16 protein-coding genes and 1 riboswitch are annotated in these 19,541 nt (G+C 47.8%); of the genes, 11 read left to right on the forward strand and 5 right to left on the reverse strand.

From position 1 onward, the window contains the following. Positions 1-23: 23 nt before the first annotated feature. A complete protein-coding gene (locus HF569_RS06335) occupies positions 24-560 on the reverse strand; it encodes a phenolic acid decarboxylase (RefSeq protein WP_168849104.1) in 537 nt (178 codons plus the stop codon). A gap of 173 nt (positions 561-733) precedes the next feature. On the opposite strand from HF569_RS06335, the gene HF569_RS06340 reads away from it, so the two are divergent. Further along, positions 734-1,270: a PadR family transcriptional regulator gene (locus HF569_RS06340; protein WP_168901798.1), complete on the forward strand. Its 537-nt coding sequence runs from the start codon at positions 734-736 to the stop codon at positions 1,268-1,270. A 555-nt stretch (positions 1,271-1,825) separates the two neighbouring features. Here HF569_RS06340 and HF569_RS06345 read toward each other — a convergent pair. Together HF569_RS06345 and HF569_RS06350 are read right to left on the reverse strand one after the other, a co-directional pair. Then, a complete protein-coding gene (locus HF569_RS06345) occupies positions 1,826-3,499 on the reverse strand; it encodes a glycoside hydrolase family 13 protein (protein WP_168901759.1) in 1,674 nt (557 codons plus the stop codon). A gap of 41 nt (positions 3,500-3,540) precedes the next feature. Further along, entirely contained in the window at positions 3,541-4,932 is a 1,392-nt protein-coding gene (locus HF569_RS06350) for an SLC45 family MFS transporter (RefSeq protein ID WP_211089656.1), read from the reverse strand. A gap of 240 nt (positions 4,933-5,172) precedes the next feature. On the opposite strand from HF569_RS06350, the gene HF569_RS06355 reads away from it, so the two are divergent. The 9 genes from HF569_RS06355 (at position 5,173) to HF569_RS06395 (ending at position 17,538) form a co-directional block, all read left to right on the forward strand. Further along, on the forward strand, positions 5,173-6,165 hold the full coding sequence (locus tag HF569_RS06355) for a LacI family DNA-binding transcriptional regulator (protein WP_168901760.1): 993 nt from the start codon (positions 5,173-5,175) through the stop codon (positions 6,163-6,165). Between the two features lie 713 nt (positions 6,166-6,878). Beyond that, the gene (locus HF569_RS06360) at positions 6,879-8,258 is read left to right on the forward strand and encodes an MFS transporter (RefSeq protein ID WP_168901761.1); all 1,380 of its coding nucleotides are present in this window, start codon (positions 6,879-6,881) and stop codon (positions 8,256-8,258) included. Next, positions 8,245-9,099, forward strand: a complete 855-nt coding sequence (locus HF569_RS06365; protein ID WP_168901762.1) for an alpha/beta hydrolase — start codon at positions 8,245-8,247, stop codon at positions 9,097-9,099. The genes HF569_RS06360 and HF569_RS06365 overlap by 14 nt, the downstream gene beginning before the upstream one ends. Positions 9,100-9,121: 22 nt before the next feature. Further along, complete coding sequence (locus tag HF569_RS06370) at positions 9,122-10,174, forward strand: alpha/beta hydrolase fold domain-containing protein (protein ID WP_168901763.1); 1,053 nt, start codon at positions 9,122-9,124, stop codon at positions 10,172-10,174. 27 nt (positions 10,175-10,201) lie between these two features. After that, positions 10,202-12,406: a glycoside hydrolase family 65 protein gene (locus HF569_RS06375; RefSeq protein ID WP_168901764.1), complete on the forward strand. Its 2,205-nt coding sequence runs from the start codon at positions 10,202-10,204 to the stop codon at positions 12,404-12,406. Positions 12,407-12,676: 270 nt separating this feature from the next. Beyond that, entirely contained in the window at positions 12,677-13,753 is a 1,077-nt protein-coding gene (locus tag HF569_RS06380) for a PfkB family carbohydrate kinase (RefSeq protein WP_168901765.1), read from the forward strand. A 269-nt stretch (positions 13,754-14,022) separates the two neighbouring features. Beyond that, positions 14,023-15,324, forward strand: coding sequence for a glycoside hydrolase family 28 protein (locus HF569_RS06385; protein ID WP_232842583.1), 1,302 nt, complete (start codon positions 14,023-14,025; stop codon positions 15,322-15,324). Between the two features lie 24 nt (positions 15,325-15,348). After that, the gene (locus HF569_RS06390; RefSeq protein WP_168901767.1) at positions 15,349-16,881 is read left to right on the forward strand and encodes an MFS transporter; all 1,533 of its coding nucleotides are present in this window, start codon (positions 15,349-15,351) and stop codon (positions 16,879-16,881) included. Positions 16,882-17,043: 162 nt separating this feature from the next. After that, entirely contained in the window at positions 17,044-17,538 is a 495-nt protein-coding gene (locus HF569_RS06395; RefSeq protein WP_168901768.1) for a GNAT family N-acetyltransferase, read from the forward strand. On the opposite strand, the gene HF569_RS06400 is transcribed toward HF569_RS06395, so the two are convergent. Both HF569_RS06400 and HF569_RS06405 read right to left on the reverse strand, forming a co-directional pair. Continuing rightward, complete coding sequence (locus HF569_RS06400) at positions 17,527-17,841, reverse strand: DMT family transporter (RefSeq protein WP_168901769.1); 315 nt, start codon at positions 17,839-17,841, stop codon at positions 17,527-17,529. The genes HF569_RS06395 and HF569_RS06400 overlap by 12 nt on opposite strands. A gap of 1 nt (position 17,842) precedes the next feature. Then, positions 17,843-18,169 (reverse strand): DMT family transporter, encoded by a 327-nt coding sequence (locus tag HF569_RS06405; RefSeq protein WP_168901770.1) that lies wholly within the window; start codon positions 18,167-18,169, stop codon positions 17,843-17,845. A 56-nt stretch (positions 18,170-18,225) separates the two neighbouring features. Further along, positions 18,226-18,327: riboswitch (guanidine-I (ykkC/yxkD leader) on the reverse strand. Between the two features lie 325 nt (positions 18,328-18,652). On the opposite strand from HF569_RS06405, the gene scrK reads away from it, so the two are divergent. Beyond that, the gene (gene scrK / locus HF569_RS06410; protein ID WP_168849094.1) at positions 18,653-19,528 is read left to right on the forward strand and encodes a fructokinase ScrK; all 876 of its coding nucleotides are present in this window, start codon (positions 18,653-18,655) and stop codon (positions 19,526-19,528) included. Positions 19,529-19,541 lie beyond the last annotated feature (13 nt).

Below are 19,541 nucleotides of genomic sequence, written 5' to 3' on the forward strand. Positions count from 1 at the left end.
TTAGTGGGGGATGATGAGACGCATTACTTCTTGATGCGGTGGTAGCTGGCGTCAAAGTACTTTCCCGCGCGGATATCGTCTGGAAGGCCGGCGTAAGGGGCTTCACTGATCACGTCCTCGTTATTTTGGCCGGCATCCCCCATGTAGGTGATTTTGGCGAATTCGGGAACCACGAGCTTAGGATAAGTCGCGTACTTTTCCCGGGCGGCTTCCATCACGTCGATGTGTTCATTTTGATAAGTGACGGTGATTTCAGGATGATCTTGAACCCACTTGGGGAAGAAGATGGTGCCGTTCAACTTGCCTTCGTTGGGGACGAAGTCGAGGGCCACGTCAGTTCCGGTGGGTTCTGTCCAAGCGACCTTGTAGATGCCGGGCACCAGCATGACGATATTGGCTTCTTGATCAGTCACCCAGCGGCCGGCAACCATGCCACCGTGGATTCGGTAATCAACGGTGTGGTCATTCTTAGCGTACCATTCATACTCCCAGCCGTTATCGTAAGTATAAATGAAATGAGTTCCTAGGAAGTCATCCAGGGTTTTAAATGTTTTAGTCATGGTAAAGCGCTCCTTCTATTCTGTCGGCAAACATGTAATTAATTACATGTTTGAATTTACTTGATTAGTGTAGTGAGAATAGACGTCTTTGTCAACAGTTTTTCTTGAACTTTACTGATTAAACTGGTTCAATGAAGATAACATAACGGGTGCGACTAAAGGAGTTGACCATCATCGGACAGCGAAATCGACTGCAATATATTATTTTAGGATTATTGAACCAGCAGCCACAGACAGGCTATGATTTAGCTAAGGCGTTTGAGAATGAAATTGGTGAATTTTGGCAGGCACAGCACAGTCAAATTTATCCGTTGCTTAAGCGAATGGAAAACGCTGGTGACATTACGCACGAGGACACAGTGACCGGCGAAAAGTTGGCGAAGAAGCAGTATAAATTGACGCCAACTGGCTATCAAAAATTAGTGGACTGGGTGAGTGAACCGTCGCCGGAATTGACGCCTAACAAGGACGAATTTATTCTGAAGCTATACTTCATCAAGACGGCGGACGATCCCCGATTACAGCCGATGCTACGCGAGCAGTATCAACTGCACCAAGCCCAGCTACATCACCTGCAGCAGCGACGGGAAACGGTCTTTGCCGATTCGACGACCGTAGACCATGCGTACGGCCATTACCTCATCTTGGACCACGCAATCGAGCGGGAAACCCACTACGTTGAGTGGTTGGCCCAGTACCTCAATCCCTAAAAAAACCACCTCCAGTTGGCTAGTTCCAATTGAAGGTGGTTTTTATGATGTAAACATAAACATTGACAGGCCAGCCGCCTTACCGTTCGCCAAATTTGAGCTGGAGCGCTGTGGGGAGGACGGCCTAAGCCACAGGGCGGTCTTAGGCCTCGCTTTGAGCCGAAAAATCACATCTCAAAGTCGCCATTTACCAAGAAAGGCACTTGGTAAATCCCACGGCTGAGCTCAAATTTGGCTCACTCTCGGCTACGTTGGTGATGTGGACGATATTTACGTCGTACCGTGACCATGTTGATTATTCAAATATTATGGCCAGAAATCATCGTAACCGGAGGAGGCCAATGATGGAGGTAGCTGTGTCGATGCTGTTTCCCGAGGTTTTTCACTCGGGTTACAGCATGGGACGTGTTTGGAGACTGACGAGTTTAGTCAGGCTTTAAACCGAGCCGGAGGACCGCTCCTCAGGCCGCAGGCGGTCCCCACAGCAGCCGGAATCGTTGGCAGCCGCAGGTGACGGCGAACGGTAAGGCGGCAGGACGGCAGGACACAAGCAATTTATTTGAACAAGTAGACCTTGGTTTCGTACGGCCGTAACGTGGTGCCTAAGTCGTCGGCGTAGTTGCCAATGACGCGGTGGTCCGCTTGATCCTGTTGGTAATCGCGGGTGATGGTCTGGTCGGTGAAGTTGCTGATAACCAGCAGTGTTTGCCCTTGATAGTGCCGACGGTAAGCGAAGACTTGCTCGTCGTTAGGGTCAAGCTCTTCATAGGTCCCGTGAACGATGAGGTCGCTGTCGTGGCGTAGCGCAATCAGTCGTTGATAGTAGCTGAAGACGGAGTCGGGTTGATCCACCTCGGCGGCCGCGTTGATGCTGGTGTAATTAGGATTCAATGCGAACCAAGGTTGGGCCTTGGAGAAGCCGGCATTGGTGGTGTTATCCCATTGCATCGGTGTCCGCGCGTTGTCTCGGGAAATGTTGGCGAGGTAGCTCAACATGGTAGAATCATCTACGATCTTTTCTTGCTTAACCAGTTGATTGTAGGCGTTGATACTTTCCAAGTCTTCGTACTGATCGAGGCGAGTGTAATGGACGTTGGTTTCGCCTAGTTCCTCACCTTCGTAGACATACGGCGTGCCTTGGAGCATGTGCAACGTGGTCCCCAACATCTTGGCCGACAACTCACGGTATTTTGGCGAATCGTTTCCGAAGCGAGAAACGGCACGCGGTTGATCGTGGTTATTCCAATAGAGACTGTTCCAACCGCGCCCGTCGAGTTCCTTTTGCCAACGGGAGAGAGCGGCCTTGAGGTCAACCAACTTGACGGGCTGATCGTTCCATTTTCCTAGGCGCGGATCGGGGTTGGCCGACAGTGAGACGTGTTCAAATTGAAAGACCATATTCAACTCATGGGCGTCAAAGCCGGTGTAGGCGATGGCATCTTCCGGCGTTGAGCCTGGCATTTCACCCACGGTCATGATGTCGTAATGTGAGAGTACTTGTTCATTCATTTCTTTGAGATAGGCATTCAGCTTAGGACCGTCAGCCACCGCGGCTTGGGCGTCGCCATACAGCGCGTTAGGAGCTTGCGGTGCGTCAGGCAGACCGGCTGGCTTGGAAATGAGATTGATCACGTCCATCCGGAAGCCATCGACCCCCTTGTCCAACCAGAACTTCATCAGGCTGTAGACTTCTTGGCGGACCTTGGGATTTTCCCAGTTCAGATCAGGTTGTCCGGGGGCAAAGAGGTGCAGGTAATATTGTTGGCGTTTAGGTTCAAAGGTCCAAGCCGAGCCGCTGAAGAAGGAGCCCCAGTTGTTCGGTTCGTGACCATCAACGGGATCGCGCCAGATGTAGTAGTCGGCGTAAGGATTATCCCGCGACTGCCGACTTTGCTGGAACCAATCGTGTTGGTCGGATGTGTGGTTGACGACCAGATCCATCAGTAATTTCAGTCCCTGTTGGTGGGCACTGGCTAACAGATGATCGAAGTCGGCCATACTCCCATAGACATCCTGAATGTTGCGGTAATCGCTGATATCATAGCCGTTGTCCTTATCAGGAGATTTGTAAATCGGGTTGAGCCAGATCACGTCGGCGCCTAATTTTTTAATGTAAGGTAACCGTTGGGTCAGGCCCGGCAAGTCACCAATCCCATCATTATTGCTATCTTGAAAGCTACGAGGATAGACTTGGTAAACGACTGAATTTTTCCACCATTGAGTTGACATAAGTAAAACCTCCTGAATTTTTTAAGTTTAATAATTGTGGATTACTTTGTAGATAAACGTGGATGAATGACGCTGACCGCAACGGCACCGAGCAGAAAGGCAATTCCGGCAATGACGAGCATCCCGGGCATTGATTTGCCAATCGCGGGGAAGATGGCGAAGCTGGCCAGAGAAGCGATGATTTGGGGTAAGCAGATCCCACAGTTAAACAGTCCCAAGTAAGCCCCTTCATTTTTCCCATTTAAGGATTCGGTGAAGAGAGACATCGCCTGCGTCTGCATCGTGAGGTAGCAGATCCCAATGAGGCAGAATGGTAAGATGAGCAACCATTGTGAATGGATAAAGTAGATCCAGATCATTCCCGCGCCGCCCATGATGAGACTGAGGCGGAACCAGAATTTTCGCTGGTTGGGCTTGGTGTGGGAGAGAACTGCGAAGCCCCAGACAACGGCAGCCAACGATTGAATGCAGGAAAGAATCCCGAACCAGTTGCCGGCAGCTTGATAGCCAGCAGATGCGGCGTCGGCCGTGTGCCAAACGTTATCGGCAATCGCGCCGGTCCCGTAAGTCCATAGGTATTGAATCGCGAACCAATCGAAGAGTTGCACGAAGGAAATTTCCCAAAAGGCGCGGGGCGCGGTTTTGACCAAGTGCCAGAGACTAGCAGTCTTTTGCTTGGTCTCGGCCTTAACGTGATGGTACCGATTATAGGTAGCGGGGTCGTATTCTTTAACGGAAATAATGGTATAGATTGATGTTAATAGAAGAATCCCGGCACCGATGTAAAAGGCCAGTCGCACGGATAATGGCACGGTTCCCTTAGCAGCGACGTTAGAGGCGCCAAACCAAGTGAGAATGAACGGGAATATCGTGGCGAGCACCCCACCTAGATTAGAGTAAGACTGTTGCCAAGACCACGCAAGATCCTTTTGGTCTTCGTTGACCATGTCACCGATAATCATCTTGAACGGTTGCATGCAGACGTTTGAAGAAAGATCCATGAATAGGATGGCAACGGCGCCGAAGAGTAATGCGGCGATGGAGGCGTAGCCAAAGCCAAACGACCCAGCATTTGGCAAGAGAATCATGACCAACGCGGCGATGGGGGCCCCAATCATCAGATAAGGCATTCGCCGACCGAAACGATTCCAAGTAATATCAGAGTATTTACCGATGAGGGGTTGGACCACCATTCCAGCCAAAGGGGGCAGTAAGAAGAAAAATCCTAATTTGGTCGGATCGGCACCAATCGTTTGGAAGATTCTCCCCATTTGTGACGATTGCAGGGAGAAGGCCATATTGACCCCAAAGAAGCCAAAGGTCATGGCAAAGATCGTCTTTAACGGGAGCCGCGGTAAGGCATTCTCACTGGCGGTCGTCTGAACCGGGGCCTGCGTAGCCCGACCATTTTGAAGCGCTGCATTTTGAGACATTATGATTCCTCCTAGAGTTGGAATAGCAAGTGGGGATTACCCGATCGGTTGAGTGATTAAGTAACCGCTTTCAATAGAGATTCTAGCACGTTACACAAACGTTTGCAATGCTGATTTTAAAGAATAACAAACGTTTGTGTTAAAAATCGGCCAATGACGGTGATTTGGACTTTGTGCTTTCGTATGGATAACGGTAGAATAAGAACTAGTTAGATGAACGGAGAAAGTGAGGTGGCCTGAATGGGCGCAACCATTAAAGATATTGCCAAGTTGGCGGGGGTCTCACCCGGGACGGTCTCACGGGTTTTGGCCAATAAAACGGGCTTTTTTAGCGCCCAGACCGGTGAAAAGGTGCGTGCGGCAGCTAAAGAACTGGGTTACCAGAAGAATACGGCGGCGGCTGAATTGGTGACGCGCCAAAGCAATGTCATTGCCGCAATCGTTAATTCCACGAAAACCAATTTTGCCAGTCCCATCATTGAGGGCATTCAGGCGGAAGCCCACTTGCATGATTTGAACGTCATCATCGTTTACGCGGGGGATGACGACCCAGAACAACAGCGGCGAGCCCTGACCACGGTGATCGAACGGCCAGTCCGGTCAATTTTACTGTTGTCGGTCGACTTGTCAGCGGATAATTTACAACTGTTGCAGAGCGCTCAGATTCCCTTCTGCTTTTTGTCCATTTCCTTTGACGACATCCAGGTCCCGTACATCACGTCCGATGATTGGCAGGTCGGCTATCAGGCGACTCAAACGCTACTGCAGCGGGGGCACCGGGGCATTGGCCTTGCAGGGGTCGATAGTGATTTCCATACTGGTCGGCAACGGGTTTCAGGTTATCGCCAGGCCATGCAGGAAGCGGGGATTCGCGTGCAACCGGCGTGGGTTCAACTCGGCGATTATAGCTATGCTGCCGGGCAGCAGGCGATGCAAGCCTATGGCGCCGACACAGCGCTCACAGCGGTGATTGGTGCTAGTGATATGGCGGCGGTGGGCGTTCTTAATCAGGCCCGCAGTCTAGGCTTGCAGGTTCCTACCGATCTTTCAATTCTGGCGATTGATGGAACGACGATCTGTGACCTTGTGCAGCCAGCCCTTTCGAGTATTTCCCAGAACTTCTACGAAATGGGTGTGGCCGGCGTGCGCCAGGTCAGCGCCCCGGATGATACCTCACAGAAGATCACACCGATCAAACTGGTCGAACGGCAAAGTATCCGCCGGTTGAAATAGACCGGTGGATAGCGGTTATAGCTTGTTCAATCTTCAATACAAACAAGTCAAAGCTCTGCTTAACAGGAGTAATCCTGATTAGGTGGCGCTTTTTTATAGTAAAGGGCGGAGATTCTGTCCGTTGTGGGGGACTGACTGTGGCTGGTAGAACGACGTACTGTTTTTGACTAAGAGAATCTGGTGCATCGGTATTTATTCAATGATAAATGGTCACGTCAATGTAGCCGTGAGTGAGTCAATTTTGGGCTCAGCCGTGGGATTTACCAAGTGTTCTTCTTGGTAAATGGCGACTTGGAGACGTGGTCTTTCGGCTCCAAGCGAGGCCTAAGACCGGTCTGTGGCTCAGGCCGTCCTTCCCACAGCGTTCCAGCCCAAAATTGGCGAACGGTAAGGCGGGAAATCTCGTCAATCTTGATCAACCGAGTTTGAGGGGTTGCAGAATAGGTTTTACTCTCGATAGTTAGCAGTGAGTTAGCATGGAAAACTAATGAAGTCCCCCAACTACTAGTTGGGATCATTTTTCGGTTATGATAGTGGCGGTAACGGAGTTCGTTTGTCAATTTTGATAAATAAAGTGACAGATTGGACGAACTGGTTAGAAAAGGTAAGTGGTTAGCCAAAAAAGGGGATTATCGGGGCCGAGCCGATCCGGTATGCTATATATGTAAACGGTTACAAAGAGAAGCAATTAAATCTATGGGGGAGGTTTCATCATGAGTAAAGGACAATTATGGAAACAGCGATTCTTCTATGGTGCAACTGATATGGCGGGGAACCTGATTTGGCAAATCGTTGGGCTTTACCTGTTGTTCTACTACACCACGGTAGTTGGTATCTCGCCGGCGTTTGTGGGGACATTATTCTTCGTTGTGCGAATCATTGATGCCTTTGATGGTGTGGTCTATGGATTCTTAATTGACCACACGCATTCTAAATATGGGAAAGCGCGGCCATACTTCTTGTGGTTCGGGATTCCATTAGGGATTTTGACCATGCTGCTGTTCTTTAACCCATCGTTTGGGGGCAACAAGATCTTCCAGCTGGCTTGGATTTCCATCGTCTACACGCTGTTCAGCTTAGTTTATTCCGGGGCTAACACGCCAATCACGGCCATTCTGCCTAGCTTGACGAAGGACCCAGATGAACGGACGAACTTAGCCAGTGCACGGATGGTCATGACGAACATTGGGACGGCCGTTATCGGGGCCATTTCCTTACCAATGGTTGCGCGTTTAGGTGGTAAGAACGCTGAAAAAGGTTGGATGATTTGGGGGATATTTATTGGTTTAGCCATTATCGTCCTGTTCTTCAGTTCATTTGCCAACTTACGTGAAAAAGATGACATTACCGAGAATGCCGAAGGTGAATCGGAAATTAAGGGACACTTGTCCGTGAAGGAATCGCTGAAAGGTGCCGTAAAGAACAAGCCATGGGTTGCCTTAAGTTTGAGTTTCATCTTACTCCAGACCTTCTGGGTAATCCGGATGCAAACTGCGGTTTACTACTTGACCTACGTTTACCGGCGCGCTGATTTAGTTGGGGCGTTTAACGGATTAGTAATTGTAGCGGTTGCCGGGAACTTATCCGTGCCATTCCTGAGTAAGATTATGAAGCACCGTAACGTGATGATTCTAGCGATGATTACGTTTGGGATTGGTGAAGTGATCATGTCCTTCAAGAGTATTCCATTACTCTTTGCTGGGAACGTCATCGCCTTAGTTGCCATGGGGGCGGCCTTCTCGATCGCCTTCGTGATGATTGCGGATACTGTTGAATACTCTCGTTCCGAATTGCATATCGACGAACCTGGTATTCTTTCCTCTGTTCCAATGGTTGGTGCCAAGCTCGGTATGGGCTTCGGTGGCTTAGTTTCTGGTTGGTTGCTTTCCTGGGGTGGTTTCCAAGCCACAGCCAAGATCCAAGGAGCCAAAGCATTGACGGCGATCAGCACGAGCTTTGTTTGGTTACCGATTATTCTCGCCCTAATTATTGTCGGTATCCTGTACATCTTCTACAAGTTGGACGAAGATGAGATCACGTCAGCTAAAGAAGCCAAGGCGGGCGCTGACAAGCTAAATAATGAAAACGTTTAAATTCACCTGTGGGTTCACTGACTATCCGGTAACAGTGACCTACTATCAACCGGCCGCCATTGCTGAATTCGAACCGCAGCGGCGGCCGTTGGTGATTCTATTACCGGGTGGTGGTTATGCGTTTTATTCGGATCGTGAAAATGAGATTGTGGCGCTGCAGTACTTGGCGCAAGGCTTTGCGGTAGCGGTCGTGGCGTATCGGTTAATTGAGCAGCCGCCAGTCTTGCCGGGAGCTCTCTACCAGCTAGCGGGCGTCGTTCACGAATTTCACCAGCATGCTGGTCGTTATGGCATTAGTGCCACGCACATCTTATTAGTTGGCTTTTCGGCGGGCGGCCATCTGGCAGCGCTGTATGCGGGGTTGTGGCCACGCCTGGCTGCCGACCTACAAGTATCAGCGGCGACACTGAGAGTGAGTGCACTCACGTTAGGTTATCCCATGATTGGGCTACGGCTAGGTTGGCCAACGGATGCGGCCGTTGCATCAGCGATTGTCGGGACTTGGCCCCAGCATGAGGCAGATCAGGTCGTCACGGCGCAGAATCCACCTACGTTTATCTGGACCACTGCCGAGGATGAACTGGTGCCGGCGGAAAATGCCCGGCGGTTCATCACGGCATTACATCAGCACGGGGTACCGATGGTGGCCACCATTTATCCACACGGTCCGCACGGCTTGAGCTTGGCCCGGGCCGTCACGGCATTTCCAATGAGTTTTAAGTCAGCCCATCCGGACTTTGGGGAGCGGTTTATCCGACCGGATGTAGCGGAATGGTTCGATCAGCAGCTGCAATGGCTAGCTGAGTTATGGGACCTGAACGCTTTCTGGCGACGACAGTAGTTTAATGAGAGGGGTAATTAAAATGCTGAATGATACGACAACCAAGCAATCTTTGGGGTATGCAGACGAGTTAAAACGGTTAGCTAAAATACAGACGACGACCGTGGTTGATGGGGTGACCAAGTGGATTAAGGAGCGTAATCCCGCTCACACCTACGAGCCCTTAGTCTGGGAAACGGTTGCCGAAATTGAAGAAAATCCACAGTTACCAACGGATCTATTCAGTTTACGCCAAGGCACCGAAACGTCCGGGCAGAAGGATTTAACGTCGGTCGAGATGAAAATTGAAATGCAGCAGATCGTTGCCATGAATCGACGCGTGCGGGTTATCCGGATTGCGCGGATGGATCACCTAACTGCGGATAAAGCCTTGATTTATTTCCATGGTGGGGCTTATTATGGCGGAACGCCAGAGGATGTGTTGTTGGCGCTGAAGTACGTGGCTGAGCAGGCCAATTGCGTGGTCTACAACGTCGACTATGCGTTGGCACCGGAGCAACCTTATCCCGCGGGTATTCTGGATGGCCTGGCTGTGGTGGCGGCCATGACTCAGGAGTATCACCACATTTCTTTGGGTGGCGATTCCGCAGGCGGCTCCATTGCACTAGGGGTTAGCCAACTCTGCCAGTCAATGGGGATCTGCACGATTGACTCGCACCTGCTCTTCTATCCGACGGTGATTCAGGGGTCGGATTTAGGCGGTCAATTGTGGGACGATAATAGTATTGACATCGTTCCGGAACAGCGCGATGCTTTACACAGAAGCTACCAGTTATTTGAACAGCTTGACGAAATTATGAGTGGTTACTACGTGGCAGATCAGCGCGTTGATTTGACGGCGCCGCTACTGTCACCATTATTAGCAGATCCACAGACGTTTAAGAAGACCACGCTGCTGGTGGGTGAGTACGATCCGTTCCGTTTGCAGGGTGAAGCCTTCATCGATCAAGTTGGTCGCGCAAATGGGGATGCCAATTACATTCGCTATGGTGGTATCAGCCACGCCTTCTTGAACTTTACGGGTAACGTTCCAGCTGTTCAGGATGCGTTGCGGTCGGCAGCAAAATTGATTTAAGCTAAACTTTAATTGGGGGAGATTATTGTGACTTTACGCGACTATCATTTGACTTTACGCGATGTGGCTAATGAACAACCGGAATATTTAGAGACGGTATTCTCACTGGGAAATGGACATTTTGGTGTTCGGGCAAACGATCCGATTAGCGGTAATCCCATCACAGGAACGTTAATTAATGGATTTTATGAAACCGCCCCCATTACCTATGGCGAAGCAGGGGTCGGTTACGCCCAGAAACACCAAACGATTCTCAATCTGCCAGATCTGCGGCACGTCCACGTCTCAACTAGTAGTGGCCATCAGTTCACGCACAGCAAGCGGACGGCCGCTAGTCTCAATCTCGGCACTGGCTTACTGACAGAAGACTATCAGATTAGCACTGACCAAGGCGAAACGATTATGATGGGGGTCAAATCGGTGATTGGCCAAGGTCAGACTAGCCTGTGGGGAGTTGGCTATACGTTCACTGCGAAGACCTACGCGAAGGGGCTGCTGGTAAGTAAGTCGATTGCGGTTCCCGCTGAAGCGGAGGCGATTCCGTCGGCGGATCCCCGGAAGACCCGGATGGCCGGCTTGCCAATCTGTGAAACGGAATTCGTCACGCAAGATTTACAACGCTATCACGTGAAGACTCGGGTGACCAAGCAGGCAGTGACCATGTACCTGGGCATCTTGGAGAGTCATGGGCAGTTGCTACAACAGCCGGTGGATTTGAGCGATGAACAGCCACACACGTTGGAATATGAAGCTTATATTGGTGAGGTGGGTCAACGCAATACGATTGATCCAGCGGCGATGTTTATGGCCAGCTCGTTGGGCGCGCTCGCCGAGGACAGCCAGAATTTCTGGCAAGGCGTGTGGACCCGTAGTGAAGTGAGTGTCGGCGGCAATGATGCGCTGGACTTGGCGATTCACTACAATATTTTCCAGTTGAATCAAGCAGCTGGTCGTGACGGGCGAACGAATATTGCGGCTAAGGGGCTCAGCGGCTCAGGCTACGAAGGACACTACTTCTGGGATACAGAAATGTACATGCTGCCTTACTTCACTTACACGAACCAGCAGATGGCACGGCAACTCTTGCTGTATCGTTACCAAACCTTACCGAAGGCGCGGGAACGGGCGCGGACACTCGGGGTTGATCAAGGCGCCCTCTTTGCTTGGCGGACGATTAATGGTGAAGAGGCATCGGCGTACTTCCCGGCTGGCACGGCGCAATATCACATCGACGCGGATATTGCCTATGCGGTGGGCAAGTACTTTGAAATCACCCGGGACTTAGACTTTGTCATCCAATGTGGCTTTGAAATGGTCCTCGAAACAGCCCGCTTCTGGGAGAATTTCGGCTCCTGGCGTCAAGTTGGTGATCGTAGTCGCTTCGAATTTCACACGGTGACGGGGCCGGACGAATATACCGCACTGGTCAACAATAACTACTACACGAACCGGTTGGCTAAGCACAATTTCGAGCTGGTCGTTGAGTTAGCGCACCAGATGATGAAGCGGTCACCACAGTTGTTGGCGAAATTTGGCATGACTGAAAATGACCTGGACGTTTATCAGAATCTGGCGGACCACGTCTATCTCCCGTATAGCAATGAACTGGGGATTAATGAACAAGACGATAGCTTCTTGGACAAGCCCCGGTGGCCAGCGGACAAATCGACGAAGGATAACTTCCCGCTATTGTTGCACTACCATCCATTGACCATCTATCGTTATCAGGTGTCTAAGCAAGCCGATACGTTGCTGGCGGACTACCTGTTCCCTGAAGATTTGCCGCTTGATCAATTGAAGCGGGAATATCAGTACTATGAAGGGGTAACGACCCACGATTCATCGTTATCGCGGTCGATCTTCAGTATTTTAGCCGCGCGGATGGGCGACCCAGAGAAAGCCTACCGGTACTTCATGGATACGGCCCAGATGGATCTGGTTAATTTACAGAAGAACACGGCGGATGGGCTACACCTGGCCAATCTCGGTGGTAGCTGGTTAGCTTTAGTCGCAGGGTTTTCTGGATTTTACGTACAGGATGAAGTGGTACATTTCGCCAATCATTTGCCAACGGAGTTAGACCGCTTAACCTACCGGATGAAGATTGCGGAGAGTGTTCTCGAAATTGACCTGACGGCGGATAAATTGGACGTTACGGTCATTAGCGGCCCCATTCCAACGTACGGTGTTAGCGTAAATGGTGAATTGATCTCTTTAGTGAAGGTTAGCTAGTGGGCGTTGGGGCTAGCTGAAATGGGTAAAATAACAAAAGGGAATTCCAGCTTAGGAATTCCCTTTTGTTATCTAGAAAAATCAAAATTTTAACACTTAAACTTTGAACTTTCCGTAGTGTATAATAAGCATATGTTTCGGAGCAATGGCTTTTAAAAGGAGCTAATGGCGGGACCAAGATCTTAATTATTAATAATTAGACTAATGATTATAGTCCGCACTCAATGTCATAACGTTGGGTGCTTGAAATTAGAAATGGAGATATGAACGATGCTGTCACGTGAACAACAAATTCTTGAATGGATAAAACAGAATCCAATGATTAGCCAAAATGAGTTAGCAGAACTGGCGGGAATTACGCGTTCTGGAGTTGCAGCTCACATTTCTAATCTGGTGAAAAAAGGATTTTTACAAGGTAAGGGATATATTGTTTCACCGGAAAATTATGTTGCTGTTGTCGGTGGGATTACTCTAGATATCTTTGGTATTCCTAATAGTGAAGTGATTGAAAAAAAGTCTAATACCGGTGTTATTTATTCTGATGTGGGTGGATTAGGGAGAAACATTGCAGTTGATCTAACGAAGCTTGAGATTCCAAATTATTTTATTTCTGTTTATGGTCATGATTCAGCGGGTGAGGAGTTTAAGAAAGATGCCTTAGAAAAGAATTTGGACATTACTTACTCAAAGCAGATTTCAAGTATACCGACGTCAAGGTATTTGTACATCAATCAAACGAGCGCCAAACGGATATTTGGTGTGGATGATAGTCGAATTCATGATGAGATTACGCCAGAATTTTTGAAAGAACGTATGAATATTTTGAGTAATGCTAAGATGATTGTTTTAGATCCAAATTTACCGGAGCAAACAATTTCTTGGATTTACCAAAACTTTGAACAACCGCTGTTTGCAGATTCAATTAACAAACTTAGCCGTTTAAAGAATGGTATTGAAGCATTAGATACATTGGTATTGAATGCAGACGAGTCCACGGCTATTACTGACGTGGAAATTAAAGACCACAATAGTGCAAAGAAATGTGCAGCCGAATTAGTTGATATGGGGATTTCAAATGTATTTATTTATGATGCACAGTTAGGCTTCTTCTATCAAACGAAGAGCAATGCATTTTATTTTCCAGTTGAAGCCAAGAAAGTTTTGAATACTAATGGGGTAGGTGCTGCAGCAATTGCAGCGATTGTTTTTGCGCGTAGGCGAGGACTAGATGATGAGCAGACAGCAGGTGTTGCTAGGTCAGCAGCACAGGTGGCAATGACCACCTATCTTAATATATTCGAAGGGATGACACCTGAATTTCTTGAAAGTAGTATCAAAAATAAGTAAGTCTGTTCTATATCTAATTTGAATATTTGGTAAACGGCAAGTCGTTTGTTCGGCTTGTCTTTTTTAATAAATTAAGATAGCGAAGTGGGGAATTTTTTTGTAAACAAATGTTTAGCGAGATAAACATTTGTTTACAAAAAATCAAAAGCGTGTTATTCTACGTAATGTAGTAAGCGCTTACAATTCAAAGGGACATAATCGGAGTCTTCTAAACAACAAATTTAGTTTGGAACGCTCAGACAGCATTTTTGTGGGAAAGCAGGGTTGTTATGCTAGTTATTGAAGTGAAAGAGCATGAGGATATTCAAGCGGCCATTGATCAAATTGGTCGAGTTGGCGGAGGCCACTTAATTATTAAGCCAGGTGATCATCTGACAGGGCCGCTGGAGTTGGTTTCTAATTTAGAACTCACGGTGCAGAAGGGGGCAGTGATCAAGTTTAAGGATGACCCAATGCTTTATCCACCGGTATGGACACGTTGGGAAGGTATAGAATGCTATGCCATGCATCCGCTTATTTATGCTAATGGTAAACATCACATTAAAATTGATGGTGATGGTGTAATCGATGGATCAGGATCGAATTGGTGGAAAAAATTTAGAGAGATTGAGAATGAAGATCGGATTCTTCCCAGAGAGAAGTATGAATTACGTTTAGCAGATCTAAATGCTGACTATAAGACTCGAACGGGTGGTGGTGGCAGACCATCGACGCAATATTTGCGGCCACCGTTGGTGCAATTTTGGAAATGTCGTGAGATTGTCATTGATGGTATTACGCTTAAAAACTCTCCATTCTGGACATTGCATATGGTTTATTCCAGTCAAATTACAATTAAAAATATGACTTTTTCTAATCCAGCGGATGCTATTAATACTGATGCCATGGATATTGACTCCAGTGAAGATGTTACCGTACAGCATTGTTTGCTAGATGTAGGTGATGATGGTGTAACTTTGAAATCCGGTTCCGGTAAAGATGGAATTCGGGTTAACCGTCCTACTAGAAATGTTAAAGTGTCAGATTGCAAAATTCTAGCTAGTCATGGTGGTATTGCTATTGGCTCAGAGACAGCAGCGGGGATTAGCGATGTTGAGGTGTCAAATTGTACTTTTGAGGGGACTCGGCGCGGTATTCGGCTAAAATCACGACGAACACGTGGCGGCACAATTAAAAATATTCAGTTGCGTGATTTAAAGATGAATGCATGCTGGTGTCCAATTTCTTTGGAACAATACTTCGCCCCGGGAGTTTTACCTGCTGAGGAAGCAACCGTATTGTCTCAAGATCCGCAGCCAGTTGATGAAACCACACCACACATTAAGAATATTGAAATAAAGAATATTACGGCTACAAATGTGCGAGCGACAGCCGCATTTATTGTTGGTCTACCGGAAGCAAATATTGAAAATGTTTCAATCGATAATTTTGACTGGTCCTTGGCAGATGAAAGTGAATTGTTGCCTACGGAAAGAGCGGAAGAGACCGGCGGAAGATTTCATAATGAAGATCGTGATATTAAGACCATTAATGTCACCAACTTATCGGTAAATGGTGAGAAGCTAGGCTAACCAAGAATAGGAAGTTGGAGAAAAATGGAGAATCAAAAGAAACGGTGGGTATATACTCCACACAAGATTTCTGTTTGGCGTTCAATTGGCTATGGAATAAATGATATGAATGGGGCTTCTTGGGGAACATTAGTGGGTTCATATTTAATGTTCTTCTTGACTACTTATGGCAAATTATCGGCGGCTTCAGTTGGGATGTTGTTTTTAATTGGTAAGTTTTTGAATGCTATTATGTCTATGTTAGCGGGCTCAATTTCTGATCGCTTATACGCGACTAAGCTTGGTCGACGCTTTGGTCGGCGGCATTTGCTACTATTAGTCGGAGCATTGTTAACTATTCTATTCTTCCCGATGTTGTTTATTGTAATGCCGGGTAGTTTCTGGTGGTATCTGATTGCCTTTGTGATGGTAGAAACGGCTAATGTTATTATCGGAACGGCTTATGAAACTTTGGCTACCGAAATGACACCTAATGCGGATGATCGAGTAAAAATGTCGTCTATTCGGTTGTTCATTTCAGCATTTGCAACTTTCTCAGTATCAGCATTGCCAGCAACTTTATTGGCATTCTTAGGAGAAGGTGCAGAAGCATATACAATTTCTGGTATCGTATTTGGGATTGTCTTTGCTGTTTGTACGCTTATTACATACCGCTCAACTTGGGAGCATTCTCCTGAAGAAGTTGAGGAGTTTGAAAGTTCTAATCGTGATAGTAATGCAAAGAAAGAGAACAGTTTTATTGGATCTTTACGGGATTATTGGGAAATGCTTCGCAATAAGTCCGCACGGTATATGGTGTCGATTTACTTTATGACATATTTTGCTAAAGATTGCTTCTCTACGGCCTTTCTTTACTATGTTGTCTTCGTATTAGGCCTTACACAAACTATTGGTCAAGGGATTACGTCGCTATCATTCGTTGGTATGCTGGTTGTGCCAGTGGCAGCATTTATGTTAATTAAGACGAAAAATCCTAAAGTTAACTGGTCAACTTCGTTCAGTCTAATTTTTGTTGTCATGGCAGGGTTCTTTATTCTTTCAACAATCCACGGCAATATTGGCAAGGGTACAACAATTATTGTTTTAATCACTCTCGGTGTCATGTGGCAAGTGGGTCGTCAATTCCTGGAATACACTGCATGGCAAGTGATTCCGTTGGTACCAGATGTTGATACGATTGTTTCTAGTAAGCTACGGACTGGAACCTTTGCGGCGGTGCAGTCATTTACTCGTCAGTTAACGGGTGCTTTGGGATCTGCATTGTTAGGATTCATTCTACAGTGGGGTGGATTTAAAGAAGGCGCACTACATCAAACGGCGCAAGCACAAGATGCTATTTTGGTTGTATTGATTGTAGTACCAGTAATTTCAATCGCTATTGCATGGTGGATGGTCTCTCGTTTTAACTTGAATCAACGTACACACAAAATCCTGCATAACGAAATTGAACGATTACAAGCAGGCGGTAAAAAAGATGATGTTGATCCTAAGACGAAGCATATCGTTGAGGATCTTACCGGTTATTCATGGGATAAGGTTTGGCAAGAAAATAAATAATTTTCTAGGTACTGTATTAAAACCAGAGTATTCAACTGATCGTCGTTGGCTACTCTGGTTTTGTTACAGTTGATAAAAGCGAAAGTGTTTTTGCAAAAAGGTATATTTGCTTGCTTGTGGCGTTATACTAACAAGTATTAACTACTCAGGGGGACGTTTAAGATGTCGATCACAATTAATCCAGTGCAGCCTCAAGATTTAGACCAAATTATGGTGATTGAACGTGCAGGCTTCTCGCCAGCGGAGGCCGCGACCGAAGCAAGTATGGCCGAACGAATTCGCCAAATTGCGGATACCTTTTTAGTGGCTAAGGAAGGGGGAAGTGTCCTGGGCTATATCGTTGGCCCCGCATTTAATCAGCGCTATTTAACCGATGATCTGTTTGAGCAGACCCTTCCTAATGCCGCGGCTTCCCCTTATCAGACGGTATTGAGTCTGGCGGTGAGCCCCCAGCGGCAGGGACAGGGGATTGCGAGCCAATTGTTGACGGCTTTAGCCCGAGTGGCACGATCTCAACGACGCCAGGCGATAACACTCACTTGTTTAGAACGCTTGGTGCCGTTTTATGAGCGCAATGGGTATCGTAACGAGGGCGTCTCGGCCTCTCAGCATGCTGGCGAGGTTTGGTTCAACATGGTGCGAGACTTAACTGATTAATTTGAGCCCCATCACGGCCAGCAAAATCGCGCCGACCCATAGGAGCTTACGCCAGTCCTTGGATTCGCCGAAGAAAAGCATGCCGGTGAGGACACCCCCAGCGGCACCGATTCCCGTCCAGACGGCGTAGGCAGTCCCCATGGGAAGCGTGTTTAGCGCCAGATCCAGAAAGCCAAAGCTCAGGCTGTAGCCGATAACCATCGCGCCCCACAGTGGCCAAGTTCGACGGTGAATCGCCCAGTTCATAAAGGTGACGCCGAGCATTTCGCAGAGGCCAGCGATGATGAGATAGATCCAAGCCATTTTAGTGCACCTCCTTGGTCGTAACCGTTTGAAGCCCGCCGATACCAATGAGTAGCAAGCCAATTAAGGCAAGTTTAGTAACGCTGACGGGTTCGCCGAATGCGAGGATGCCCACGACGGTCGTGCCCAACGTTCCCAGACCTACGAAGACGGCGTAGGCGGTTCCGGCCGGCAAGACTTCGCCGGCCTTGATTAGAAAGTAAAAGCTGAGGTAGACGGCGAGGGCCGTTAGCCCCCATTCCCAGAGGGTAGTGGCGTGTTTGAAACCTACCACCCAGCCAACTTCGAAAACAGCACCATAAACGACGCGTAACCAATGCTTTAACATGTGAATTCCTCCTAATAGTGGTAAAAAAGCCTGAGAAATGCTGTCATGACGACAACATCTCCCAGGCTTTTTCCCTTCCGTGGCTGCGGAAATTGTGTTCCACAGGTTTTCTCTCGGACCAGACCTGCACGTGCAGCGGAACCCTAGAAAACAACTTATTCGATTAGTTCAGTGGTCTTAGCCTAGCACGGATGAGTGAAAGTGGCAACTTTTAAGTGTGAAAATCATAGGTAAAAGGTTTCACACAAGGCAATTTTGACCCGATAAGTGACCTTTTTCACTAAAAAGCGGAATCGATTGCATTGCATATATAGCTAGATTTGACGTAATTTTCTGAAAATTTATGGACGAAAAACCCCCTTAAAATCACGAATCGCGATGATATACTGAAACCGATTTAAAAATGATAGTAATAGTCATTGATCACTCAGTAATTGGGTGGTGCGGGTCACGGCCCCGCGCGACCACATGGAGGTAGCTACTATGCAACTCGGAAGTATTGAAGCTGGTGGAACAAAGTTTGTTTGTGCAATCGGTAACGAGGACTATCGGACAGATAATCGCGTGATCATTCCGACGACAACACCAGAGGAAACGTTAAGTCAGTGTATTGATTACTTTAAACAATATCCAGACCTTAAGGCCATTGGTATTTCGTCATTTGGCCCAATTGAACTACGGCGCAATGCCCCTAAATATGGTTATATCACGGATACACCCAAGGCTAATTGGTCGAATACGGATTTCCTGGGTCGGCTGAAACAAGACCTAGATGTTCCAATGGCTTGGACGACGGATGTTAACGGGTCAGCTTACGGTGAATACGTGGTTTCGACGTTATTTAACGAGAAGATCCATTCATTGGTCTACTTCACGATTGGGACTGGCGTGGGTGCCGGTGCAATCGTTGATGGCAAGTTTGTCGGCACCATGGGCCATCCCGAAATGGGCCACGTTCGCTTGAAGCGGCATCCGGATGACTTAGATTTTAAGGGCATCTGTCCGTTTCACGGGGACTGCCTGGAAGGCTTGGTCAGTGGACCAACCTTTGAAGCCCGAATTGGTAAACACGGTCATGAGGTCCCGTTAACCGATCACGTATGGGATATCATGGCGTACTACGTGGCACAAGCAGCCTTGCAAGAAACGTTGATGTTACGGCCAGACAAGATTGTCTTTGGCGGTGGCGTGGTCAGCGAGGGCTTCCTAGTGAAGGTACGCGCAGAATTTACGAAATTACTCAACGGTTACGTTGATGTGGGCAATATTGAAGATTACATCGTGATGCCATCCGTTAAGGAGAATGGCTCAGCGACATTAGGGGATTTCGCCCTAGCATTGAAAGAGTACAACAAATAAGAGAGGAAGAAGT

The sequence above is a fragment of the Levilactobacillus tujiorum genome (assembly GCF_012641185.1).
GTDB lineage: Bacteria > Bacillota > Bacilli > Lactobacillales > Lactobacillaceae > Levilactobacillus > Levilactobacillus tujiorum.